Raw genomic sequence first — 21606 nt, 5'->3', positions numbered from 1 at the left:
ACTTAAGCAATTCGCCCCGCGTGACGCCCGCGCCGAAAGCGAATCGGCTCCATCCCAAAAGCAAAGCTTCGCCCCGAGGGCGGGCCTCCTACGGAACCAGCCGGTGCACCATGGCTGCGAGAGGTACGCCTTTGCGGCTTTGCTCACGCACCGCACGTTTACACCGAGTGCAGCCGGTGCCGCGGTTTCATTCGGTCGCTGGCAATGATGTTGCGCATGTCCTCGAACAGCGCATCGGCTTCGGCTTCGGAGCAATCTTCACGGTAGCGCTTGCGCAGTCCGTAACTGCTGAGGGTGATATGGACGTTCGCGACAACGCCGTGTTGCGCCAGGCAGGCACGTGCGCAATGCAGCGGGCAGCCGTCGATAGCCAGGATCGCTCGGCCAGAGTTGGCCTTATTGACCAGCGAACTGACCCGGCCGCCGACACCGGCAATGCACGACATTTCGGCCAGACCGGCACGATCCAGGCGCACCGCAAGGGTATTGGCCAGTTGCGCCACGTTGGAGCAACCCGAGCAGGCATAGACGAGGGGCAGGCGGGGTGCGGACATGCTGTTCTCCCGATTCGAAAGGGCCCGCGAAAGTATCCGGGCCAATGCAGCGGTGGCCCATGACGATCGTCAAGAAGCTGGGGCAATCCGTCGCAGTTCAGTCCTGGTAAGCGGCCAGGCCCCGGCTGTCGAGTATCTCGATGCGCCGGCGCTGCACGCTGATCATTCCTGACTCGATCAGCCGGTGCAGGATGCGTGAAAAGGTTTCCGGCTGAATGCCCAGCTTGGAGGCGATCAGACGCTTGGGCACATCGAGGGTCACCACGCCGCTGTCGTCCTCTTGCGACTGATAGAGAAAGCGCACCACGCGATGACTGGCGTTGGCCAGCGTCAGGGTGTCGATTTCGTTCAGACGCTGATGCAGCCGAATGCTCAGGGTGCCGAGTATGTCCAGGCAGATGCTCGGGTGTTGCTCGAGCATGCGCCGGTAGTGCGGGCCGTTGAGGCTGGCGAGGAGGCTGGCCTTCAGTGCCGTGGCACTGACCGGATAGTTCGGCGCGCCAGTGAACAGCAAGGCTTCGGCAAATGACTCGCCAGCGCGGATGACCTCGACCAGTTTTTCTTGGCCGTCGCAGACCACGCGGTGCAGTTTCACCTGACCGCTGAACAGAAAATAGAACCGCTCCGCCTTGTCGCCCTGATGAAACAGCGAGGCACCGGCGGGCAGCCGCTTGAGGTTGGCCGAGGCGCACACTTCCTGTAGCGCGGCTTCGGGCAACCGGCTGAACAGGTGGTGTCGGCGGAGGTCCGCAACGAGGGATGTTTCGGTCAGCATGGTTCCTCCACCGGCACCTGTCCGGGATTGTTCGACGTTGCATCCTAGAAGCACGCATCGCCCACCTTCCTTGATCGCAGACAAGATCGTCGGCCGCGGTTGCCGCGGAGCCATTTTTAAAAATACGGCCAAGGTGAATTGACGATGGTCAATTCGCTTGCGGGCGCAATTGCCTACATTTCACACCATCTAGTGTTTAAAGAAGTTTTTGTAACTACATATGGTGATGGAGGCGTGATGCTGGGGCTTGAAGAAGTGAATCGACCGGTCTCGCTGCGCAAGCGGGATGGGAGGCTGGTCGCGTTCGAACTGGACAAGATCGGCGCTGCAATCGAGGCCGCGGGCCTGGCCACCGGTGAGTTCGAACAAGCCACTGCCCAGGCGCTGGCTGCTCAGGTCCTGGTGCGCCTGCCGCAGCGGGTGGTGGAGGTCGAGCAGGCTCAGGATGCGGTCGAGCGCGTGTTGATGGAGGCGGGTTACTACGACACGGCGCGCGCCTACATCGTCTACCGCGAGCGCCACGGACGGCTGCGGCGCGATCGCAAGTCACTGGTCGATGTCGCCTCATCGATGAACGAATACCTTTCGCGCGAAGATTGGCGGGTACGCGCCAACGCCAACCAGGGCTACTCGCTGGGCGGGCTGATTCTCAACGTGTCGGGCAAGGTCACTGCGAATTATTGGCTAGACGAGGTCTACAGCCCGGACATCGGCATCGCCCATCGCGAGGGCGATCTGCACATCCATGACCTGGACATGCTCGCCGGCTATTGCGCGGGCTGGTCGCTGCGCACCTTGCTCAACGAAGGCTTCAACGGCATACCCGGGCGCGTTGAGGCGGGACCGCCAAAGCACCTGTCCAGCGCGCTGGGGCAGATGGTCAACTTCCTCGGCACCCTGCAGAACGAATGGGCCGGTGCCCAGGCGTTCAGCAGCTTCGATACCTATCTGGCGCCCTTCGTGCGCAAGGACGGTCTGGGATTCGCCGAAATCCGTCAGGCCATCCAAGAGTTCATCTACAACCTCAATGTGCCGTCGCGCTGGGGCACGCAGACGCCCTTTACCAACCTGACGTTCGACTGGGTCTGCCCCGAAGACCTGCGCGAGCAGATTCCCTACATCGGCGGTGAGGAGATGCCTTTCGCCTACGGTGAGCTACAGGCCGAGATGGAGTTGATCAACCGCGCCTATATCGAGGTCATGCAGGCTGGCGACGGGCTGGGCCGGGTATTCACCTTTCCGATCCCCACCTACAACATCACCCACGATTTCCCTTGGGACAGCGAAAACGCCGACCGCCTCTTCGAGATGACCGCGCGTTACGGCCTGCCGTACTTCCAGAACTTCCTCAATTCGGATATGCAGCCCAATCAGGTGCGTTCGATGTGCTGCCGTTTGCAGCTGGACGTGCGCGAATTGCTCAAGCGCGGTGGCGGGTTGTTCGGTTCGGCCGAGCAGACCGGCTCGCTCGGCGTGGTGACGGTCAACTGCGCACGCCTGGGTTATCTGCATTCCGGCGACTGGCCCGGGCTGATCGAGCATCTCGATGCGCTGCTTGAACTGGCCATGCAGAGCCTGGAGGTCAAGCGCAAGGTGATCCAGCACCACATGGATGCCGGGCTCTATCCTTACACCAAGCGTTACCTGGGCACGCTGCGCAATCACTTCTCCACCATTGGCGTGAACGGGCTGCACGAGATGGTGCGCAACTACACCGAGGATACCGAGGGCTTGCACACCGAAGCCGGCCGGCGTCTGGCCGTCGACCTGCTCGACCATGTTCGAGCCGTGCTGGTGCGTTTTCAGGAGGAAACCGGCCACCTTTACAACCTCGAAGCGACGCCCGCCGAAGGCACCACCTACCGATTCGCCAAGGAAGACCGCAAGCGCTTCCCGGAAATTCTACAAGCGGGCTCTGCCGAAGCGCCGTACTACACCAACTCTTCGCAGCTTCCGGTGGGCTTCACCGACGACCCGTTCGAAGCCCTGATGCTGCAGGACGAGCTGCAGACCAAATACACCGGCGGCACCGTTTTGCACCTGTACATGGCCGAGCAGATCTCCTCGACACAGGCCTGCAAGAACCTGGTGCGCACCGCGCTGGGACGCTTCCGCCTGCCTTACCTGACCATCACCCCAACGTTCTCGATCTGCCCCGTTCACGGCTACCTGAGCGGTGAACACGAGTTCTGCCCCAAGTGCGACGAGGTGCTGGTCGCCAAGCAGCAAAGCTGCTGCGCCTGATCTGGTTCCGTAGGAGCCAGCTTGCTGGCGATCATCTATCAGCGCGCCAATTGGCGCATCGGTCGAAAACCCAACCCTGAAGGAGCGACACATGACCCAAACCACTCAACTCCCCGAAGCCCAACGTCAGCGCTGCGAAGTCTGGACCCGCGTGATGGGCTATCACCGTCCGGTCGCGGCGTTCAACCCGGGCAAACAATCCGAGCACCGTGAACGCACCCATTTCACCGAGCAGGCCGCCGGTTTGGCGCGTTAGTCATGGGCGCCGCGCTACGGGTCGGGGGCATGGTGCCCCTGACCACCCTCGACTTTCCCGATCATCTGGCCTGCGTTCTGTTCTGCCAGGGTTGTGGCTGGCGTTGCCGCTATTGCCACAACCCTGAGCTGATCCCGACCTGCGGCGCCGAGGAGCGCAGCTGGGCGGAAATTCTCGGCTTTCTCGATCAGCGGATCGGTCTGCTCGAGGCGGTGGTATTCAGCGGCGGCGAGCCGACCCTGCAACTGGCGCTGCCGGACGCCATTGCCCAGGTGCGCGAGAAAGGCTTCAGGATCGGCCTGCACAGCGCCGGCATCAAACCGAAACTGTTCCGCCAGGTGCTGCCGCTGGTGGACTGGGTGGGGTTCGACGTCAAGGCGTTGCCCGAACATGGCCGGCTGATTACCGGGGTCGAAGGCAGCGGCGCTGCCAATTGGAAAAGCCTGGAAGCGCTGCTGGAGAGCGGCGTCGCGCACGAATGCCGAACCACGGTCCATTGGCAGCTGTTCGACGCCGAACGTCTGTGGGAGATGGCGCAGCGACTGCGCAAACTCGGTGTCGAGCGCTTCGCCGTGCAATGCGTGCGCACGGCGAAAATGCTCGACGACGGCCTCGCCGATAGCCGTGCACCCTACGATCAGCAAAAACTCTGGGACCGGATGGGGAGGCTGTTTCCGTCGTTCATACTGCGAGGGTAAGGGGAGGAGGCCGTCGATGCGGCGTGCGGTGGGCTAAAGCCCACCCTACGGGCGGTACATAGCGGTAGGGTGGGCTTCAGCCCACCGTCTGCGTAAACGATCCACGGCCTCTCGGCGCCGTAAGGGCCGATAATCTTCAGCCTTCACGCCTATCGCTCTGGCAGGAGCCGGCGTCGGTATCCAGCGGCCAGACGATGCTGCCCCGAGCGGCTGTTCCGCGCGGTTATCCGAGATCCCGGCGCATGCCAATGTGCGGGATCCCGTCCTCGAGGTACACCGCGCCCACCGGTTCGAAACCGTACCGGCCGTAATAGCCTTGCAGGTGGGCCTGGGCGGACAAGTAGATCGTGCGCCCCGGCCACTTTTCCCCGGCATGGTCGAGTGCCTGCACCATTAATTTATGTCCAATGCCCTGGCCGCGAGCCGAAGGCGCAGTAACGACGCGGCCGATGATTACCTCGCCGCCTTGCTTAATCGGGTCGAGCAGGCGCAGGTAGGCGACCAATTGCTCCTCTAGCCAGGCCATCAGGTGGCAGGTATCGCCCAGCAGGTCCTGGCCGTCCACATCCAGGTACACGCATTGTTGCTCGACCACGAAAACCTCAGCGCGCAGGCGCAGAATTGCGTAGAGCTGCTGCGGGCTGAGTTCGGTGTGGTGTTTGCAGATCCAGTTGATAGACATAACGCCGGCTCGCTGAGAAAAACCTGCAGCGAATACTAAAGGTATTGCGCGCCCAAACGCTGTCGATGATTCCTCTTCGGGGCAGTCGGCGCCCTCCGACTATTTCGGTGCTGGCGCGCTCCTGCAGAAGCGGGCTTGCTCGCGAAGCGCGAGATCAGAGTCAGCCTTGGCGCAGTAGCGACACCCGTTAACCTGTGCGCTGGTCCAGCGACGTGGCGGTGGGCTGAAGCCCACCCTACGGTCGAATACCTAACAGTAGAGTGGGCCGACGAGGTTCCGCCGCAGCCTATCCACCGGCACGAGTGATTCAGCCAGGTAGGGTGGGCTTCAGCCCACCGTTCTGACTGTACGAATCAGCTCCAACCCCAGAATTGCAGATACCAGCCGTAACCAACCACAGCGGTCGCCAGCCCCAGGCAACCGTATGCCGCCATCCGCCGCAATCCATTGGCGCCGTGGCGGCTGATCACGCGCCAGGCCAGGTAGAGACTCCAGCCGACGGCACCGGCCAGCAGCAGCGCGCGGGTCGGCTGCGCCCAGGCAAGGATGAAACCCTCGTAGCGCAGCAGTTTGATGGTGGTGGCTGAAAGACCGAGAAAAAGTCCGGCGCCGCCCAGCGGCGTCAGTGTCAGCGCCAGGTGATGAAACACGTTGTCGCCGCGGCTCATCAGCCTCACCGCACCTTGCAACAGCAGCCACAGCGCACCGCCGATCAGCAGTGAGCTAGCGCCGATGTAGGTGAGAATCGCCGCACCGTCGAGCCAGGTGAACGCATCGTTGTTCTGCGGATAATGCGTCAGCAGCCACCACGGCGCGTTGGCCTCCAGCGGCCAAAAGATGTCGCGATCGACCAGCCACTCGGCTGCGCTCTGCTTGAGGGTGATGAACCAGGGGCTGACCGTCCACTGAAAGGCGCCCATGGCCAGCCCGATCATGCCAAACAGCAGCAGCGTGCTGTCCCAATGACCTTGTTGCGGCTGGTTGCCGACAATGAGGATTTCCTGATTCGGCGAGCGAGCGGCGAGGGCGACGGCGCCACGCTGGCCACTGCAACGACCACAGGCGTGGCACTCGCTGTTGCCTTGCATGCGGCGGATGTCGATCAGCGGGGCGCAGTTGGGCGTGGCCAGCTTCGGTCCCTGGTTGGCCTGCCACAGCTCCTCGTCGACTTTGTAGTGCATCGGCGCCAGCCGGGCGAGCAGGCCGAACACGCCGCTCACCGGGCACAGGTGCCGGCACCAGACGCGCTTACCACGACCATAGAGGAAGCCAACGATCATCGCGGCCACCGTCGAGCCGCCAAGGATCAGCGCGGCGGCGCGGCCATAGTCATAAACGCTGATCAGCTGGCCATAGACGGTGGTCAGCACGAACGCGATGGTCGGCCAGCCGCTCCAGCGAATCCACTGCGGGGTACGCTTGTTCAGCCCGCGCCAGCTGATCCATTCACTGAGCGAGCCTTCCGGACAGAGCACACCGCACCAGAGCCGGCCGAACAGCACCATCGACAGCAGCACGAACGGCCACCACAGCCCCCAGAACAGGAACTGGGCGAACACCGTGATGTTGTCGAGCATTCGCGCTTCTGAGGGCGGCAGCGAAAGCACGGCTGGCAACAGCAGCAGGACCAGATAGAAGCCAACCACCAGCCATTGGATCAGGCGGATGGTGGTGGCGTGCTGGCGCAGCAGGTCGCCGATGCGTGCCAGCCAGGAGGCGTTGGCGATCATGCTGTGCGAGCCTCCAGACGAGCCTCCGGCTTCGGTCGCAGCCAGGCCCAGACGGCCAGCCAGTACATCGCCATGACGATCACCGCGGCCAGCGAAGGCATGGCGCGGTAGCCGGTCAGCCCGGCAAGCGTGCTACCCAAGGTGCCGCCGTCATCGAGTAGGCCCGAGGTGTCCCAGATAGGGTCACCGAAAACGGTGTAAAGCACTTCCGGCACGTCCATGCCCATCAGCTGGCCGCTGAAGCGATCGAGGCCAGCCATTAGCAGGGCCGCGCCGAGCAACAGCAGCAGCGCCTCGCTGACTTGAAAGAAACGCTTCCAGGAGAACAGCCGGCTGCCAGCCTGCAATGCCGCGTAGCTCAGCAGCGCGAGCGCAAAGCCAAGCACACCGCCGATGACGAAACCGGTCAGGTCCGAACCGTCCTGCTGATGGCCGATGCCATACAGAAACACCACCGTTTCGCTGCCCTCACGCGCGACAGCGAGCATCGCCAATACCAGCAAGCCGATGCCGCTGCCCTGGCTGAGGTGCGCGGCGGCGCTGTCGACCAGATTGCGTTTGAGATCGCGCCCATGGTGGTGCATCCAGCCGACCATCTGCAGGATCAACAGTGCGGCAGCCAGCAGCATGGCGCACTGGAACCACTCGCCAGCGGGACCGGCCAGCCAGTCGCCCGCGCTGAGAATGCCCCAGCCCAGCAACGAAGCCAAACCGAGACCGGCAACAACGCCGCCCCAGAGCATGCGCAGCGCATGACGGTTGCCTGGCTGCTGGCTCAACCAGGCGTGCAGAATGCCGATGACCAGTAACGCCTCGACGCTTTCACGCCAGACGATGAACATTGATTGGCCCATGTCGCTTCTCCTGTGAAGAGACTACTTAGCGATGATTTCGCCTTCCGGGAGATCCATGTGGAACTCATCGAAGAAGGGGTAGCGGCCGGGTTTGAGCGGATGAATCACGACGAACGAGGTGACACCGGGTGAGAGCACCTTTTCCACCCGCAGGGGTGTGCTCTCGAATTCGGTCGGCCCCTTGCCGGCATTGATCACGACGATCTTGAAGCGCTGGCGAGCCGGCACTTCGATGGTTGCCGGCTCGAAATGGCCGTCGCGGATGGTCAGCTCATAGGTCGGCAGACCGGCCTGAGCGCCGCCGGCAAAGCCGGCCGCGAGCAGGGCGAGGGCTGGAAGCAGGATGCGTTGCATGCTGACCTCCGGCTTAGTAGCCGCCTTTCTTGCCGATGCCGGCGTAGGTGAACTCGTAGTTCAGCGTGCACTGTTCGAACCAGGGTGCGACGCCGGTTTCCTTGTCAACGTGACGGCCAAACATGGCGTGCTTGCCGTCCGGCGGCGAGACGGTGAAGGTCAGCTGGTACTTGCCTGGGCCCATCAGCTTGACGTTGTCGCCATAGTGCGGGCCGTCATTGGCCACCATCGGGTGAAAGTCGCCTTCGATTTTTTCGTCCGAGCCTTTCTTGCTCAGCGAGTAACGAATGTTGAGATAGGACACGAAGCTACCTTCCTGCCAGCCGTTGCGGTTGCCTTCGGTGGCGGCGATGTCGGCTTCCAGATGCACATCAGATTTGGCGGCGTCGAGCATCATGCCGGCAGGCTCCATTTCGACCGGCTGCAGGTAAACGGCACCGACCTCCATACCGCCGCATTGTTGCGGTTCACCGATGGGGTATTCCTTGGCTTGGGCGAGGGGAGTGAGCAGCAACGACGCGATGGCGAGGGTAGCGGGAATGCGCATGAAGCCTCCGAAGAGATGGGATGGTTGACGCAGAAAGGTTCGCACCTGTGATACTTAACGATAATGATTCGCGTCAATTTTGAATGAAATACTTTGTAACGTATACCCCGGATCGTCCTGTATCGCTGCGTTTGATAACGCGGCAGGCGGCGTCTTGAGGGGCTTTTGAGCCGTTTCTGCGTTGTGTTGTCACACCCTGATCGCGTGTTTTGGAAAAGCGTTCTCATCGCTGCGGCTATGGTCGGTCGTAGTGCCGAGAAATCGGTTAAATGCTGCGAGAGAGATCGATAGGGGCCTACCATATGCACTTTCGGAGTCGGGGAATTTCATGACTCAAGCTGTACTGGATGCCAGGACCGCCCGCGTACTGCCCTGGCTGGTCGCCATCGCGTTCTTCATGCAAACCCTTGATGGCACCATCCTCAACACCGCCTTGCCGGCCATGGCACGCGACCTTGCCGAAGACCCACTGCGCATGCAGGGAGTGGTCATCGCCTACATGCTCACCGTGGCGTTGTTGATTCCGGCCTCGGGCTGGGTAGCGGATCGCTTTGGTACCCGGCGGATCTTCTTTTCCGCCATCGTGCTGTTCACGCTCGGTTCACTGTTGTGCGCGATGAGCACCAGCTTCAATCAATTGGTGATGTCGCGTGTGGTGCAGGCGGTAGGGGGCTCGCTGATGCTGCCGGTGGGGCGTCTGGTGATATTGCGGGCCTACCCGCGCAGTGAATTCGTTCGCGTGATGACGTTCATCGCTCTGCCCGGCATGGTCGGGCCATTGATTGGCCCGACGCTCGGTGGCTGGTTGGTCCAATACGCATCCTGGCACTGGATATTTTTGATCAACCTGCCGGTGGGATTGATTGGCTGCATCGCGGCCTTTCGTTTCATGCCCGATCTGAAAAGCGCTGAGCGAATGCGCTTCGATACCTTCGGCTTCGTGCTATTTGGCAGCGCCATGGTGCTGATCACCATTGCCCTTGAAGGCCTCGGCGAAATGCAGATGCCCCATGCTCGGGTGCTACTGCTGGTGGTCATTGGCAGTGCTTGCCTGGCGGCCTACTGGTTACGGGCGGGGCACATCGACAAACCGCTGTTCAGCCCGTCCCTGTTTCACACCCGCAGCTTTGCAGTCGGAATTTTCGGCAATCTGTTTGCGCGCCTGGGCAGCGGAGCGTTGCCGTTTCTGCTGCCATTGCTGCTGCAGGTCGCGTTGGGCTATTCCCCGGCGCAAGCGGGCATGACCATGATTCCGTTGGCGCTCGGCGCGATGTTCATCAAGCCATTGGCCAAGCCACTGATCGACCGCCTCGGCTATCGGCGCATTCTGATCGGCAACACCCTGCTGCTCGGCAGCCTGATCGCCAGTTTGGCGACCATCGACGGGCAGACTCCGACGGTACTGTTGCTCGCGCACCTGAGCCTGATCGGCATGGTTAACTCGATGCAATTCACCGCGATGAATACCGTGACGTTGGTAGGGCTCAGCAACCAGAACGCCAGCAGCGGCAACAGCCTGCTATCGGTCGTGGTGCAACTGTCGATGAGTCTGGGCGTGGCCTCGGCCGGCGCCTTGCTGGGCGGCTTCACTGTGCCAGGCGCGGATGACGCGGCCGTACTGGACGCGTTCCACCTGACCTTCCTGTGCATCGGGGCGATGTCGATGCTGGCAGCGTCATTGTTCTTTCAGCTGGACAGCAAGCAGGCCATGTCCGCCGGGCCCATTGACGCTGACTGATCGAGTCGGGATCAGCCGATACACAGCTCGGCTTCTTCCTCGTCCTCGGGGATCTCATCCGTGACAATCACCCGCGCATGCTGGGCATTGTCCTCCTCCAGACGGAGGCCGAAATACCGAGTGTCATACGCATCCCAGAACGCCTCGACCTGCTCCATCGTGGCGGCCTCGAGGAGTACCTCCAGGCTGTGCTCCAGGACAATGGTGTAGAGTTTTTCGGAAGACATGATTAGCAGGCTCGTGCTCAATTCAGGAGATGGCTGCTCCTCTGCAGCCGTGATGTCATTCTGACAGCTGACGAGCATTTGGTAGCTTCCGCTCATCGCCTGAAAAGAGATTCCCGCTGAACGGTTAGCCTCGTTTTGGAACTGTTTGAACCGAGCAGTTCCGGTCAATGTTCTGTTCAGCCAGCCCTCGAGTCGCGCATCGATATGTCGTTATTTACGACATAGCGGTTCGCTTGCAGGTCATTGCTGAAGTCTCCTCTCTCTTAGCCTTCTGGCATGCAGCACCAGGTTTGCCGCCGCTGAGAACACCCTTGGGGCCCTCATTGGCTTCGCCCGGAACCCGCTGCCTTTGTTTACCTGTACGGGTAAACATTATCGACCTGTCGTTTATGACGACATAATGTCTAACCATCGCTGGATGTGCCGGTGGCAACAGAAGGACTTGATCTATGGGAACAATGGGAACGTTCTGGTTGGTGACGGGAGGCTCGCTCTGTGCGGTTCTGGTGCTGGTCATCATTTCGTGGCTGCAGTGGCTGCAGCTCAGGCAACACAGGGTCGAACTCGCCGTGCTCCGCGAGCTGCTACAGGGACTCGGCGGGATCATTCAGCGGCTGGAGCAAGAAAAGGCCGAGCTGACTGCAGGCCTGCGAGCGGAGACGGGGCAGGTCGAGTTGCTCAAGCGGCGACTGAGCCAGCTACGTGGATGACTCAGTCTGCTCGCTCGGTTTGCGGCCTACCCCTGGGGGCTGTGTTCGACCTGCTCGCAATATTGCCGGTAGCTTTCCGACAGGTCTGATGGACACACGACGCACTGTCGATTGCCAGGGACGGCGTGGTCGATGAACTTCGGATATGGCAGATCCAGCTCTGCCATGATCGACCTGAATTGCTCCAGCCTCACGGCCTCACCCAACCGCGGGTTGCGTCGCTTTTCCTGGGCAATGGTTGATACGCGGCGGCCATGGTAGTCGTGGCCGGGATAGACCAGGGTGTCGTCCGGCAAGCTGAACAGTTTGCCTCTGACGCTGTGGAAAAGATCGTCCGCACTGCCGTTCTGGAAGTCCGTCCTGCCGCAGCCGTCTATCAGAAGGGCATCGCCACTGAACAGTCGATCGCCGATCAGGTACGCGAAGTGCCCATCCGTATGGCCCGGCGTGTGCAGCGGCACCAGCTGCAGGTTGCCGACCTCAAACGGGGTGCCTTCCTCGATGCCCACGTCGGTGCAGGCCAGCTTGTCGATGGCAGGGCTTGCGATACGGCAGCCGGTTTTCCGCTTCAGTTCCAGCGCCGCGGTGATGTGATCGGCATGTATGTGCGTATCGAGCGTAAACGCCAGCTTCAGGCCGAGGCCCGCCAGCTCGGCCAGATCGCGCTCCATCGCGGAGATGACCGGATCAATCAGCACTGCTTGTCCGGTTTCTTCGCAGCCCAGCAAATAGGTGTAGGTGGAGGAAATGGGCTCGAATAGCTGGCGAAAGATCATTGTCATCTCCGTTCAGTGATGAGAGGGCTGCGGCGTTTGGTCCAGCATTTCCAGCAGCGCAAACTTCTCACGATCGATCTCGCCGCGCGTGCGGATACCCAAGCGGCGCATGATTGGGAGCGGTGGGCACCAGCCTTGGAGGCCGTGTTGCAGAAGAAACGGCAGCACAACGCCCGGGAGCAGAAACCATTTCCGGTTCACCGTCAGCCCCAACAACAAGCCGGACAGCGCGAGCGACGAAGCGTTGACCTCCAAGGCCCGCTCAACATCCCACTCGCGATCCAGCGCTTCGATGCGCTGCATGATCGAGTGTCTATCCAGACGGCTGAAGTGCCGGATGTTGTCGTCGGTTTGTTGATCAATTGCGTGATTGAGGGCGGCGGATGTCGAGCGGCGAACTCGATCCGCCTGGTCACTTGTGGCAATGTTCTGATGGTTCGATGTCATGGCAGTCTCCTATTGCACGCTGTGCCTGGTGGGGCTGACGTGGCGAGAAAATGACCAACAGGGGCGAGGCTGTACGACGCCCTGAGCTCCGATGAGAACCGCTCCGACGAGCAGGAACACTTTACTGAGATATATACCGGTAAAATGTTCCGTCAATCTGTCCTGATCAACGGTGAAAAATGGCCTCTGCGTCAGAAATTGATATGGAAACGCTTCGCAGCAGTGCGGCGGAAGCCTGTGGTCTGCTCAAGGTTCTGGGTAACCCGGACCGGTTGCTGCTGTTGTGCCAGATGACTCAGGGCGAGTACTGCGTGGGCGATCTGGCGACTCTGACCGGTATCACTCAGCCGACCCTTTCTCAACAACTGACCGTGCTGCGGCACAACGGCATGGTCAGCACCCGTCGTGAAGGCAAACAGGTCTACTACGGCATCGCGAGCCCAGAGGCGATGGAAGTCATGCAGGTGTTGTACAAGCTCTACTGTCAGGCGCCTCAAGCCGCGGAGCACGTGAGCTGAGCATCGGGCTGGCGTTTGGCCCGGTGCGCGCTGAGAGACGCGACCGCCCTCCGCTGGCAGCAGTAGACCACCGGATAGCGGCGCAAACGTTACTCCATCGGCGGTTGAGCTGGACGGTCATTCAGCCGCGCAGTCCCGTCTAGAGGGATTTCCTGCAGACCGGCGATCAGCTCGACCCTGAGTCCATCGCCATGGACGGTGAACCTCAGCTCGCATCCGCAGCGTTCGGCAATGGCCTTGACGATGGAGAGCCCGAGCCCGCTGCCGTCACCCTCGCTGTTACGCCAGAACCGTTCGGTAAATCGCTCGACTTGTTGTGCGGCAATGGCTGGCCCGTGATCGGCCACCCTAAAGCAGACCTTGTCTTCAGCGAGCTGCTCCAGTGACAGTTGAACGTGGGACTCTGGGCGCGTATGCCGGCGTGCGTTGTCCAGCAGATTGCGCAGCGCCGCGATGGCCAGGGCGGGCGGCATGGCCAGCGCACGCAGTGGCACGTCTGCCGCCACGTTTAAATCGATGCAGGGTCCCGGCTGCTGGCAGGCGTCAGCGATCGCCTGTTGCGCCACCTCGGCGGCCGTACATCGAAGGCCGTCATCGAAGGAAACAAGCCCCTCCACGCGTGCCAGCATCAGCAATTGCTCCAGCGTTCGGTGCAAGCGGTCAGTGCCGATCTCCGCCAGGGCCAATGCTCGTCTGGCGGTGTCGCCCTCGGTCATGGCCGCGACCTGCAGATGAGTCTTGATGGCGGTCAGCGGGCTGCGCAGCTCGTGGGCGGCATCATCGGTCAGCCGCCTTTCGCGTTCGAGCGTTTGCGCAATCCGTGCAAATAGCTGGTTCTGCGTTTCCACCAACGGCACCAGCTCCGGTGGCAGCCGTTCGACGTGCAACGGTTCGACCGAGTCAACGCTGCGCTGCGCCAGGGCGGTGCGGATTCGCCTGAGTGGCGACAGGCCTTTGCCAAGGCCAATCCAGAGCACGACCAGACTGCCGAGGAGGGCGACCAGTACCGGCAGTGCCGCAGCCAGTAGCACCGAGCGCTTGAGCGTCGCGCGTTCATCCAGTCGATCAGCCGTGGTGATGCGCATCCCGTCGCGGATCATGGTAAAGCTGCGCCAGGCGGTGTCGCCGATCAGTTGGTCATGAAAACCGGTGCGCTGGGCATCAAGCACGCTGTCCGGCGCCGCATGGCTGCGCGCCAGGACCTCACCGCGCAGCGAGCTGACCTGGCAGGCCAATCCGTTCTCGATGCCGAGCTGCTCTGCGCTCAGGCGAGTGATGCCGCCTTCATCCAGCTGCGGCTGCGGCAGTTGCACCAGCAGGCCTGCGACCATCCGAGCCGATGCTGCCAGACGCTGATCGAGTGACAGCATCAGCTGGTTACGCACATCGAACAGCATCCAGGTGGCTGCCACCGACCAGAGCAGCACAAAAGCGGCGCCGAGGGTCAGGGTCAGACGCAGGCGCAAACTCATGAGTCGGGAGCTCTGGCGGGCTCGGTTGTCTGTCCGGCGGGTCCCAGTCGATAGCCGAGGCCCCTGACGGTTTCGACGATGCCATTACCCAGCTTGCGACGCAGATGATGGATGTGGACGTTGAGCGCGTTGCTTTCGACCTCGTCGTCCAGTCCATACACCGCGTCTTTGAGTTGTTCGGCCGAAAGCACCCGGCCAGGGTTCTGCAATAGCGCTTGCAGCAGCGCCTGTTCGCGCCGGGACAGGTCAACAGGTTCGCCTGCCATGGAAGCCGCGCAGGCGGCCGGGTCATAGCTCAGCGGGCCGTGTTCGATCAGGTGCGTCGTTCGTCCGGCGGCCCGGCGCAGCAAGGCATGCAGACGGGCTGCCAGTTCGCGCAGATCGAAGGGTTTGACTAGGTAGTCGTCGGCGCCCGCCTGGAGCCCAGAGACACGCTCGGCCACCGCATCCCGGGCCGTCAGAACGAGCACGGGCAGTTCTAGCCCGCGACGCCGCAGTCGCTGGAGGAAGTGCAGGCCATCCTCGTCGGGCAGCCCCAGGTCGAGAATCATCAGATCGAAGCGGGCAGTGCGCAGCAGCGCGTCGGCCTGAGCGGCGGTTGCGGCACGGGCCACGCCGAAGCCCTGGGCTTGGAGCCCGGCAACGATGCCACTCGCGATAAGTGCATTGTCTTCTGTCAGCAGTACCTGCATGGGGGAGCTCGTCTTGAATGCACCGGCCAGTATCGCGCTTCTCGATTAACGGAGCGTTATCAAAGGGTACGCTGAGTTTCTCGCGAAGCGTCGCTTGTTGGCTTTCTTCGTCGTTCATTGGTCAGCGCCAAGCCAATTCGTTAACGGCCCCTTAATCCCCAGTCGCCATGCTCGCGTTGAATCTGGTGACGGGGGTGTGTAGTTCATGCGAGCGGTTCTTTTCTCTCTGGCCTGCTGCCTCTGGCTTGTGCAGCTGGCGAGCGCCGCGCCGTTTGCGCTTGGTCAGAAGCAGGAGACGTTCTTACCGGTAGACCAAGCGTTCAGCCTACATGTGGAGCGCCCGGCCAGCGGCGGTGTCGTGCTGCGCTGGGACATCGCGCCCGGTTACTACCTGTATCAGGAGCGGCTGCGGTTTGGTGGCTTGGCAGCGGGTGGCGAACCGCAGTTGCCGCCTGGGGAGCCCTACCACGACGAGTATTTTGGTGATTCGCAGGTCTATCGCAACAGCCTGGAGGTCACCATCGCCGAGGCAGGCCTCGCCACGCTAGAACTGGGATGGCAAGGCTGCGCCGATGCCGGTCTGTGCTATCCGCCGCAGACTCGCACGATCGATTTGAAGGGGCCTGATGCAGGGACATCTGAGCCTGTTCAGGCCGATGATCAGGCACTGGCGAGCAGGCTGGCGCAACAGCCGCTTGGCTGGAGCCTGTTGATCTTCTTTGGGCTCGGCTTGCTGCTCGCCTTTGCGCCGTGCTCGTTGCCGATGCTGCCAATCCTTGCCGGTATTGTGGTCGGCAGCCGATCCAGCCCTCGCCGCGGCATGCTGCTCGCCGCTTCCTATGTGGTCAGCATGGCGTTGGTCTACGCAGCGCTGGGTGTCGTGGCTGCGTTTCTCGGTGCGAATCTGCAGGGGTGGCTGATGCAGCCCTGGCTGATCGCCAGTTTTGCCGGGCTGTTCGTTCTGCTTTCCCTGCCGATGTTCGGTTTCTTCGAGCTGCAGTTGCCAGCCGGTCTGCGTGATCGGCTAGAACAGGCCGGAAGCAAGCGCCAGGGCGGCAGCCTGGCTGGGGCCAGCGCGCTCGGGGTGTTGTCCGGCTTGCTGGTCGGGCCCTGCATGACCGCTCCTCTGGCCGCGGCATTGCTGTATATCGCCCAGAGCGGCAGTGCCGTCAACGGAGGGCTGGTGCTGTTTGCCCTTGGCCTGGGCATCGGAACGCCATTGGTATTGCTGGTGACGGTCGGCAATCGCTTCCTGCCGAAACCGGGGCCCTGGATGGATCGCGTCAAAACCACATTCGGTTTCATATTTCTGGTCGCGGCCCTCTATGTGCTCCGCCCGTTGTTGACGGACTCCTGGTGGGTGGGTGTGTGGGGCGCGTTTTGGCTGCTGATTGCCAACGGACTCCTTCAGCTGTCGCGTCAGCTCAAGCAGCATCAGGCGTTGCTCAGCTCCGTTGCTGTGTTATCCGGCGTATGGGGAGTGGCGCTGGTGCTGGGTGCGGCGGGTGGCGCGCAGGATCCGCACCGGCCGCTTGCCGTATTCACCAGCAACGTCGCTTCGGCAACTGAGGTGGAGGGCCCGCAGGGTTTCGTCGGTTTCGCCGATCCGGCTGTTCTTGATCGTGAACTCGCTGCCGCCAAAGCTGCCGGGCAATGGGTACTGATCGACTACTACGCGGACTGGTGTGTGTCGTGCAAGGTCATGGAGAAGGAAGTGTTTGGCAGCGCGCAGGTGCAAGCTGCGCTCAAGGGCGTACGCATACTGCGACCGGATGTGACGCAAACCAATTCCGCCACCCGCGAACTGCTGGGCCGCTATCAGGTCATGGGGCCGCCGACGCTGCTGCTGATTGGCCCGGACGGGGCGGAGCGCCGTTCGCACCGCATAACCGGCGAAGTCGACGCCGGCCAATTCCTTAGCACATGGAACGAAACGATGGAGCAAGGCTGATGATGACGATGAACGTGGGGCCGTTGGCCCTGGCCGTTCCCCATGTATTGCTACTGGTGAGCCTGTTCTTGGCGATGCTGACCGGCTGGTGGGTTGGGCGGCGCAGCGAGCGCAACCCCGAACAGCAGTTGTTCAGGCTGCTACTGGTGGCGCTGCTCGTCGCGCGGCTGTCATTCGTGCTGGTCTATGCCGAGCATTTCCGTGATGAGCCCTGGCGTGTGATCGATATTCGTGACGGCGGGTTCATTGCCTGGCCGGGCGTGCTGGTGGCTGTGCTGCTTGGCGTCTGGCTAGCCTGGCGGGAGGGCAGTTTGCGCAAGCCGCTGGGGGCTGCGGTCGCTGTAGGTGTGCTGAGTTGGGGGTTCGGGACCTTTGCATTGCATGCGTTCGAGCAGGGCACGCGTCTTCCCGAGATGGGGCTGCGCGACAGCCAGGGCAAACCAGTTGCCTTGCAGGATTTCGTCGGTAAACCGCTCGTCGTCAATCTGTGGGCCACCTGGTGCCCGCCCTGCCGGCGAGAGATGCCGGTGCTGGCCGAAGCACAGCGCAACCAGCGCGACGTGACCTTTCTGTTCGTCAACCAGGGCGAAGGCGAGCGGGTCATCGCGGACTTCCTCAGCGCCGAAGGGCTCGGTTTGGATAACGTGCTGCTCGACACCGGCGGCCGTCTCGGCCAGCACATAGGCTCTTCGGCGCTACCGACAACGCTTTTCTACGACGCCGACGGACGCCAGGTCGGCAGCCACCTCGGTGAGCTGTCTCGCGCCAGTCTGGCACGCGCCCTTGAACAACTAGAGGTAACCCATCAGCCATGAATCACCTACGACCGATCTCTTTTCTCTGTTCAACGCTGGCCTTGCTGCCAGCACCCGTGGCGCTGGCACAGGCCCTGCCTCCTGCGGTCCAGGCCGTTGAGGCTCGCGGCGCCGAAGTGGTCGGCAGCTTCGAGGCGCCGGGCGGATTGAAGGGCTACGCAGCACGCTACAACGGACAGGGCATCGCGTTGTACCTGACGCCCGACGGTGACCACGTTCTGATCGGCAGCTTGCTCGATGCCACCGGCGAAGACCTGACGCGTGCGCCCCTTGAAAGGTTGGTTTACGAACCCCTCAGCAAGGAAATGTGGCAACGGCTCGAGAGCAGCACCTGGATTCAGGACGGCGCTGTTGAGGCGCCGCGAGTCGTCTACATGTTTTCCGATCCGAACTGCCCGTACTGCAACATGTTCTGGAAGCAGGCCCGACCGTGGGTCGAGTCCGGCGACGTCCAGCTTCGCCATGCCATGGTCGGCATGCTACGTCCGGACAGCGCGGGTAAATCTGCTGCGCTTCTGGAAGCCGAGGATCCAGCGGCCGCCTTGAACAGGCACGAGACAGCAGGAAAGGCGAGCAAACTGGAACCGCTTGAGGACGTATCGCCTAAGCTGACAGAGAGGCTCGAGGCGAACCTGACGCTGATGGCGGAAATGGGTGCCTCGGCAACACCGGCCATCTACTACCTGGACGACAGTGGACGTCTGCAACAGCAGCAAGGTGCGCCTCGTCCCGATTCGCTGACCAAGATCATGGGGCCGCTGTCAGCGAAACGTTAAAAAGGGCCAAACAGCACTCCCTGCTGCCAAAACAATAAAAAACGATCTGGAGGCTTTATGAATATCGCTCGCTGGCCGCTGACGGGAGTGCTGTTAGCAGCCTTTCTGCCCGCCCATGCCGCCGATTCAATGGTTGTCTACACGAAGGGCGGGGCCAACCCTGCCGCGATGGCATGCATTACCTGTCACGGGGCAGAGGGCGAAGGGATGGCGGCGGCTGGCTTCCCCAGGCTTGCCGGTCTCTCGGCGGGTTACATGCGAAAGCAGTTGGCCGACTTCGCGTCTGGAGCCCGCGCCAACCCCATCATGCAGCCTATCGCCGCTGCCTTGAGTGCCGAGGAAGCGGACGCAGTCACCGCGATGCTTGCTGACAAGCCAGGACCGGAGGTGGAGCGGGTCGACCGAACTGCGGCGGCCGAAGGCCCAGGTGAAACGCTGGCCCTGCGTGGGGCCTGGGCGCGCAACATCCCTGAATGCGTCGCCTGCCACGGCCCCAGCGGAGTGGGGGTCGGCGACGCCTTTCCGCCGCTGGCGGGACAATCCGCGCAATACCTGGCCGCGCAGCTGAACGCCTGGCGTCAAGGCACGCGCAAGAACGATCCCAACGACCTGATGGGGCACATCGCCCGTAGCCTGACCGATGACGAGGTCAAGGCCGTCTCGGCGTACTTCGCCGGCTTGACCGACCAAGGAGCAGCAAGATGAACACCCAAACCAGCGTCTTGCTGTTGATCGCCCTAGCTGTACCCACTTATGCCGATGACATCGCGATGGACGACCAGTCGCAAAGCCTTACCGGGGCGGGCGAGCCGGCCAGCAGCCGTTACTTTCAGCCACCCCAGGAAAGCGAACTTCCCGACAATGCTTACGGGAAGCTGGTCCAGGAAGGCCGCGCCATCTTCGTCGACACCAAAAACCGGGCCCCGGAATACGTGGGCAACGGCCTCGCATGCGCGAACTGTCACCTCGAACAGGGTCGCAAAGCCAACTCCGCTCCGCTGTGGGCGGCCTACACCATGTACCCGGCGTACCGGAAGAAAAACAACAAGGTCAACAGCTACGCCGAGCGGCTACAGGGCTGTTTTCAATTCAGCATGAACGGTAAGGCTCCGGAAGCGGACGGGCCGGTGATCGCGGCGCTGACGGCTTATTCCTATTGGCTGGCAACGGGCGCCCCGACTGGCCAGGAACTACCCGGTCGTGCCTATCCGGAAGTACCAAAGCCGGAAGGCGGCTATGACTTGGTCAAAGGCGAGCAGGTCTATGCGGCCCAGTGCGCCGTATGTCATGGGCCGAACGGAGAAGGGCAGAAGTCCGGTGACGATTATGTGTTCCCACCGCTATGGGGGGCGGACTCGTTCAACTGGGGTGCAGGCATGCATCGGATAAACACCGCCGCCGCGTTCATCAAGGAGAACATGCCGTTGGGCAAGGGCGGCACCTTGTCGGATGAAGACGCCTGGCACGTGGCGGCCTTCATGAACAGCCACGAACGGCCGCAGGATCCGCGGCTGATCGACGGCTCGGTCGAAAAGACCCGAGACAAGTACCACGCCAACGATGGCGTGAACCTCTACGGTGAAATCGTCAACGGCACGATGCTGGGCAAGGGCCTTTAGTCGATAGGGCTCGTATCGCAGCGGGCAGCGGCCGCCCGCTGACGAAAGACCGTGAGCGTCGATTGTTTTCCGGCGGCGATGCATTCGCCGCCGGTTGAGCGCGGTGCTTTTTCAGACTGCTGAGCAGGGAAACAAACCGCCATCGGACGTCTCGGACGGCCAGCTGTGAACCGTAGAAACTGCCGCCTGACATCAGTGCTCAACCGGCCATCTGATCTGCGGCTGTCGATAACGGCTGCTGGCTACCGGTCATCATCCGAAAGAGGCAGATGGCACGATTTGAGGAACTGTCATGGCTATCACTCCCCAAAACTGTACGAACCGCATTTTGCGGCCCGTGAAAAGCAGAACGGAGGAGATACTGATGACACTCAAGCAATCGGCATCCCTATCGGCAGCAATACTCGCCGCAACCCTGGCCGTTGGCCTGCCCGGTGTTGCCGTCGCGCAGCAGACCGGCCAGACCACTCAGGCAGGGCAACAGGCCGGAACGGGGATGCGGTCCATCTCCGTAGGCCATAACGTCGTGGACGCAGTGGACGATGTGCGCGAGACCAGTGCCGACTTCATTGGCGCGCTCCTTGGCGCCGAGGAGGGCCTGGGACTTGGCAATTGGGAGCAGCAGGAACAGCGGCTCAATCAGATCGAGGAACAGTTGGAGCAGATGGAAGCCGTGCTGGACGAAAAGGCCGAGGCCACGGACCAGGAGTGGATCGACTGGATGGGCGGTCCAGATTACAGCGTGACCGTGACCAAGCAGATCAAGGACCTCGGCGCCCATCTGGAGCAGGTCTCCAATATCCTCGCCGAGAATTGGCAGACCAAGGGCATCCAGGTACTGATCGGCAGCAACGTTCTGGAGCAATTACGCGACCTGCGCGAAACGACCGGCGATCTGCTCAACGCGATGGAGAATGCGGGCAGCGACTACGGTTGGACGACCGACCCGAACCGGTTCAAGGAATCGCGGGAGCGGCTGACGAAGATGTCCAACGACATCGACCAACTATTGGTCATGTCGGATGCTGACTGGCGTGCCTATCTGGAATCTGACCGATTCCATATCGTCATCCATGACAACGTGGCGACCCTGGCCGACGTTCTTAAGAACATGACCAAACCGAACCAAGGCTGACCGGCGCTACCACCCGCCATGCAAGCGGCGGCTTGC

General features: G+C 62.0%; 24 protein-coding genes. 12 read left to right on the top strand and 12 right to left on the bottom strand.

All coding sequences use genetic code 11. The annotated features are described in order from the left end of the window. Nucleotides 1-158 precede the first annotated feature (158 nt). Both ACIGHL_RS20920 and ACIGHL_RS20915 read right to left on the bottom strand, forming a co-directional pair. Nucleotides 159-554, bottom strand: a complete 396-nt coding sequence (locus tag ACIGHL_RS20920; protein WP_045430026.1) for a putative zinc-binding protein — start codon at nt 552-554, stop codon at nt 159-161. Between the two features lie 97 nt (nt 555-651). Beyond that, nucleotides 652-1329, bottom strand: coding sequence for a Crp/Fnr family transcriptional regulator (locus tag ACIGHL_RS20915; RefSeq protein WP_045430023.1), 678 nt, complete (start codon nt 1327-1329; stop codon nt 652-654). Nucleotides 1330-1566: 237 nt separating this feature from the next. Between ACIGHL_RS20915 and ACIGHL_RS20910 the strand changes: the two genes are divergently transcribed. The 3 genes from ACIGHL_RS20910 to ACIGHL_RS20900 all read left to right on the top strand — a co-directional run bounded on the left by ACIGHL_RS20910 (nt 1567) and on the right by ACIGHL_RS20900 (nt 4527). After that, a complete protein-coding gene (locus ACIGHL_RS20910; protein ID WP_446697720.1) occupies nt 1567-3573 on the top strand; it encodes a ribonucleoside triphosphate reductase in 2007 nt (668 codons plus the stop codon). 91 nt (nt 3574-3664) lie between these two features. Then, entirely contained in the window at nt 3665-3829 is a 165-nt protein-coding gene (gene nrdD / locus ACIGHL_RS20905; protein ID WP_045430017.1) for an anaerobic ribonucleoside-triphosphate reductase, read from the top strand. A 2-nt stretch (nt 3830-3831) separates the two neighbouring features. Then, the gene (locus tag ACIGHL_RS20900) at nt 3832-4527 is read left to right on the top strand and encodes an anaerobic ribonucleoside-triphosphate reductase activating protein (protein ID WP_128121576.1); all 696 of its coding nucleotides are present in this window, start codon (nt 3832-3834) and stop codon (nt 4525-4527) included. Between the two features lie 223 nt (nt 4528-4750). Here the strand turns inward: ACIGHL_RS20900 and ACIGHL_RS20895 are convergent, their stop codons facing one another. The 5 genes from ACIGHL_RS20895 to ACIGHL_RS20875 all read right to left on the bottom strand — a co-directional run bounded on the left by ACIGHL_RS20895 (nt 4751) and on the right by ACIGHL_RS20875 (nt 8694). Continuing rightward, complete coding sequence (locus ACIGHL_RS20895) at nt 4751-5209, bottom strand: GNAT family N-acetyltransferase (protein WP_128121577.1); 459 nt, start codon at nt 5207-5209, stop codon at nt 4751-4753. Between the two features lie 353 nt (nt 5210-5562). Continuing rightward, a complete protein-coding gene (locus ACIGHL_RS20890) occupies nt 5563-6939 on the bottom strand; it encodes a 4Fe-4S binding protein (RefSeq protein WP_128121578.1) in 1377 nt (458 codons plus the stop codon). Next, entirely contained in the window at nt 6936-7793 is an 858-nt protein-coding gene (locus ACIGHL_RS20885; RefSeq protein WP_128121579.1) for an FTR1 family iron permease, read from the bottom strand. Before ACIGHL_RS20885 ends, ACIGHL_RS20890 begins: the two co-directional genes overlap by 4 nt. A gap of 21 nt (nt 7794-7814) precedes the next feature. Next, nucleotides 7815-8147 (bottom strand): cupredoxin domain-containing protein, encoded by a 333-nt coding sequence (locus ACIGHL_RS20880; RefSeq protein ID WP_045430005.1) that lies wholly within the window; start codon nt 8145-8147, stop codon nt 7815-7817. A 13-nt stretch (nt 8148-8160) separates the two neighbouring features. Continuing rightward, nucleotides 8161-8694, bottom strand: a complete 534-nt coding sequence (locus ACIGHL_RS20875; protein ID WP_046164086.1) for an iron transporter — start codon at nt 8692-8694, stop codon at nt 8161-8163. Between the two features lie 328 nt (nt 8695-9022). Between ACIGHL_RS20875 and mdtD the strand changes: the two genes are divergently transcribed. After that, nucleotides 9023-10432 carry a multidrug transporter subunit MdtD gene (mdtD, locus tag ACIGHL_RS20870; protein ID WP_128121580.1) on the top strand — a complete coding sequence of 470 codons (1410 nt, stop codon included), beginning with the start codon at nt 9023-9025 and terminating at the stop codon, nt 10430-10432. Nucleotides 10433-10443: 11 nt separating this feature from the next. Here the strand turns inward: mdtD and ACIGHL_RS20865 are convergent, their stop codons facing one another. Beyond that, entirely contained in the window at nt 10444-10659 is a 216-nt protein-coding gene (locus ACIGHL_RS20865; protein WP_045432156.1) for a hypothetical protein, read from the bottom strand. 458 nt (nt 10660-11117) lie between these two features. Between ACIGHL_RS20865 and ACIGHL_RS20860 the strand changes: the two genes are divergently transcribed. Then, nucleotides 11118-11369: a hypothetical protein gene (locus ACIGHL_RS20860; protein ID WP_128121610.1), complete on the top strand. Its 252-nt coding sequence runs from the start codon at nt 11118-11120 to the stop codon at nt 11367-11369. A 26-nt stretch (nt 11370-11395) separates the two neighbouring features. On the opposite strand, the gene ACIGHL_RS20855 is transcribed toward ACIGHL_RS20860, so the two are convergent. Continuing rightward, nucleotides 11396-12145 (bottom strand): MBL fold metallo-hydrolase, encoded by a 750-nt coding sequence (locus ACIGHL_RS20855; RefSeq protein WP_128121581.1) that lies wholly within the window; start codon nt 12143-12145, stop codon nt 11396-11398. A 12-nt stretch (nt 12146-12157) separates the two neighbouring features. Next, nucleotides 12158-12592, bottom strand: coding sequence for a hypothetical protein (locus ACIGHL_RS20850; RefSeq protein WP_128121582.1), 435 nt, complete (start codon nt 12590-12592; stop codon nt 12158-12160). A gap of 179 nt (nt 12593-12771) precedes the next feature. Between ACIGHL_RS20850 and ACIGHL_RS20845 the strand changes: the two genes are divergently transcribed. Continuing rightward, complete coding sequence (locus ACIGHL_RS20845; protein ID WP_128121583.1) at nt 12772-13110, top strand: ArsR/SmtB family transcription factor; 339 nt, start codon at nt 12772-12774, stop codon at nt 13108-13110. Nucleotides 13111-13199: 89 nt separating this feature from the next. On the opposite strand, the gene ACIGHL_RS20840 is transcribed toward ACIGHL_RS20845, so the two are convergent. Next, on the bottom strand, nt 13200-14582 hold the full coding sequence (locus ACIGHL_RS20840; protein WP_128121584.1) for an ATP-binding protein: 1383 nt from the start codon (nt 14580-14582) through the stop codon (nt 13200-13202). Next, nucleotides 14579-15274 (bottom strand): response regulator, encoded by a 696-nt coding sequence (locus tag ACIGHL_RS20835; protein ID WP_216706970.1) that lies wholly within the window; start codon nt 15272-15274, stop codon nt 14579-14581. Before ACIGHL_RS20835 ends, ACIGHL_RS20840 begins: the two co-directional genes overlap by 4 nt. Before the next feature lie 205 nt (nt 15275-15479). Between ACIGHL_RS20835 and dsbD the strand changes: the two genes are divergently transcribed. From dsbD to ACIGHL_RS20805, 6 genes are all read left to right on the top strand, one after another. Next, on the top strand, nt 15480-17225 hold the full coding sequence (gene dsbD, locus ACIGHL_RS20830) for a protein-disulfide reductase DsbD (RefSeq protein WP_181690042.1): 1746 nt from the start codon (nt 15480-15482) through the stop codon (nt 17223-17225). Further along, on the top strand, nt 17225-18040 hold the full coding sequence (locus ACIGHL_RS20825; protein ID WP_128121585.1) for a TlpA family protein disulfide reductase: 816 nt from the start codon (nt 17225-17227) through the stop codon (nt 18038-18040). The genes dsbD and ACIGHL_RS20825 overlap by 1 nt, the downstream gene beginning before the upstream one ends. Beyond that, nucleotides 18037-18816, top strand: coding sequence for a thiol:disulfide interchange protein DsbG (dsbG, locus tag ACIGHL_RS20820; RefSeq protein WP_128121586.1), 780 nt, complete (start codon nt 18037-18039; stop codon nt 18814-18816). The genes ACIGHL_RS20825 and dsbG overlap by 4 nt, the downstream gene beginning before the upstream one ends. A 57-nt stretch (nt 18817-18873) precedes the next feature. Next, nucleotides 18874-19521, top strand: a complete 648-nt coding sequence (locus ACIGHL_RS20815; RefSeq protein WP_128121587.1) for a c-type cytochrome — start codon at nt 18874-18876, stop codon at nt 19519-19521. Next, a complete protein-coding gene (locus ACIGHL_RS20810) occupies nt 19518-20435 on the top strand; it encodes a c-type cytochrome (protein WP_128121588.1) in 918 nt (305 codons plus the stop codon). Before ACIGHL_RS20815 ends, ACIGHL_RS20810 begins: the two co-directional genes overlap by 4 nt. Nucleotides 20436-20799: 364 nt before the next feature. After that, nucleotides 20800-21570 carry a hypothetical protein gene (locus ACIGHL_RS20805; protein WP_128121589.1) on the top strand — a complete coding sequence of 257 codons (771 nt, stop codon included), beginning with the start codon at nt 20800-20802 and terminating at the stop codon, nt 21568-21570. The last annotated feature ends 36 nt before the right edge of the window (nt 21571-21606 follow it).

Source organism: Pseudomonas sp. NPDC077451 (genome assembly GCF_044543345.1).
Lineage (GTDB): Bacteria > Pseudomonadota > Gammaproteobacteria > Pseudomonadales > Pseudomonadaceae > Stutzerimonas.
The sequence above is the reverse complement of the archived record's forward strand: the minus strand, read 5'-3'. Positions and strand labels throughout refer to the sequence as shown.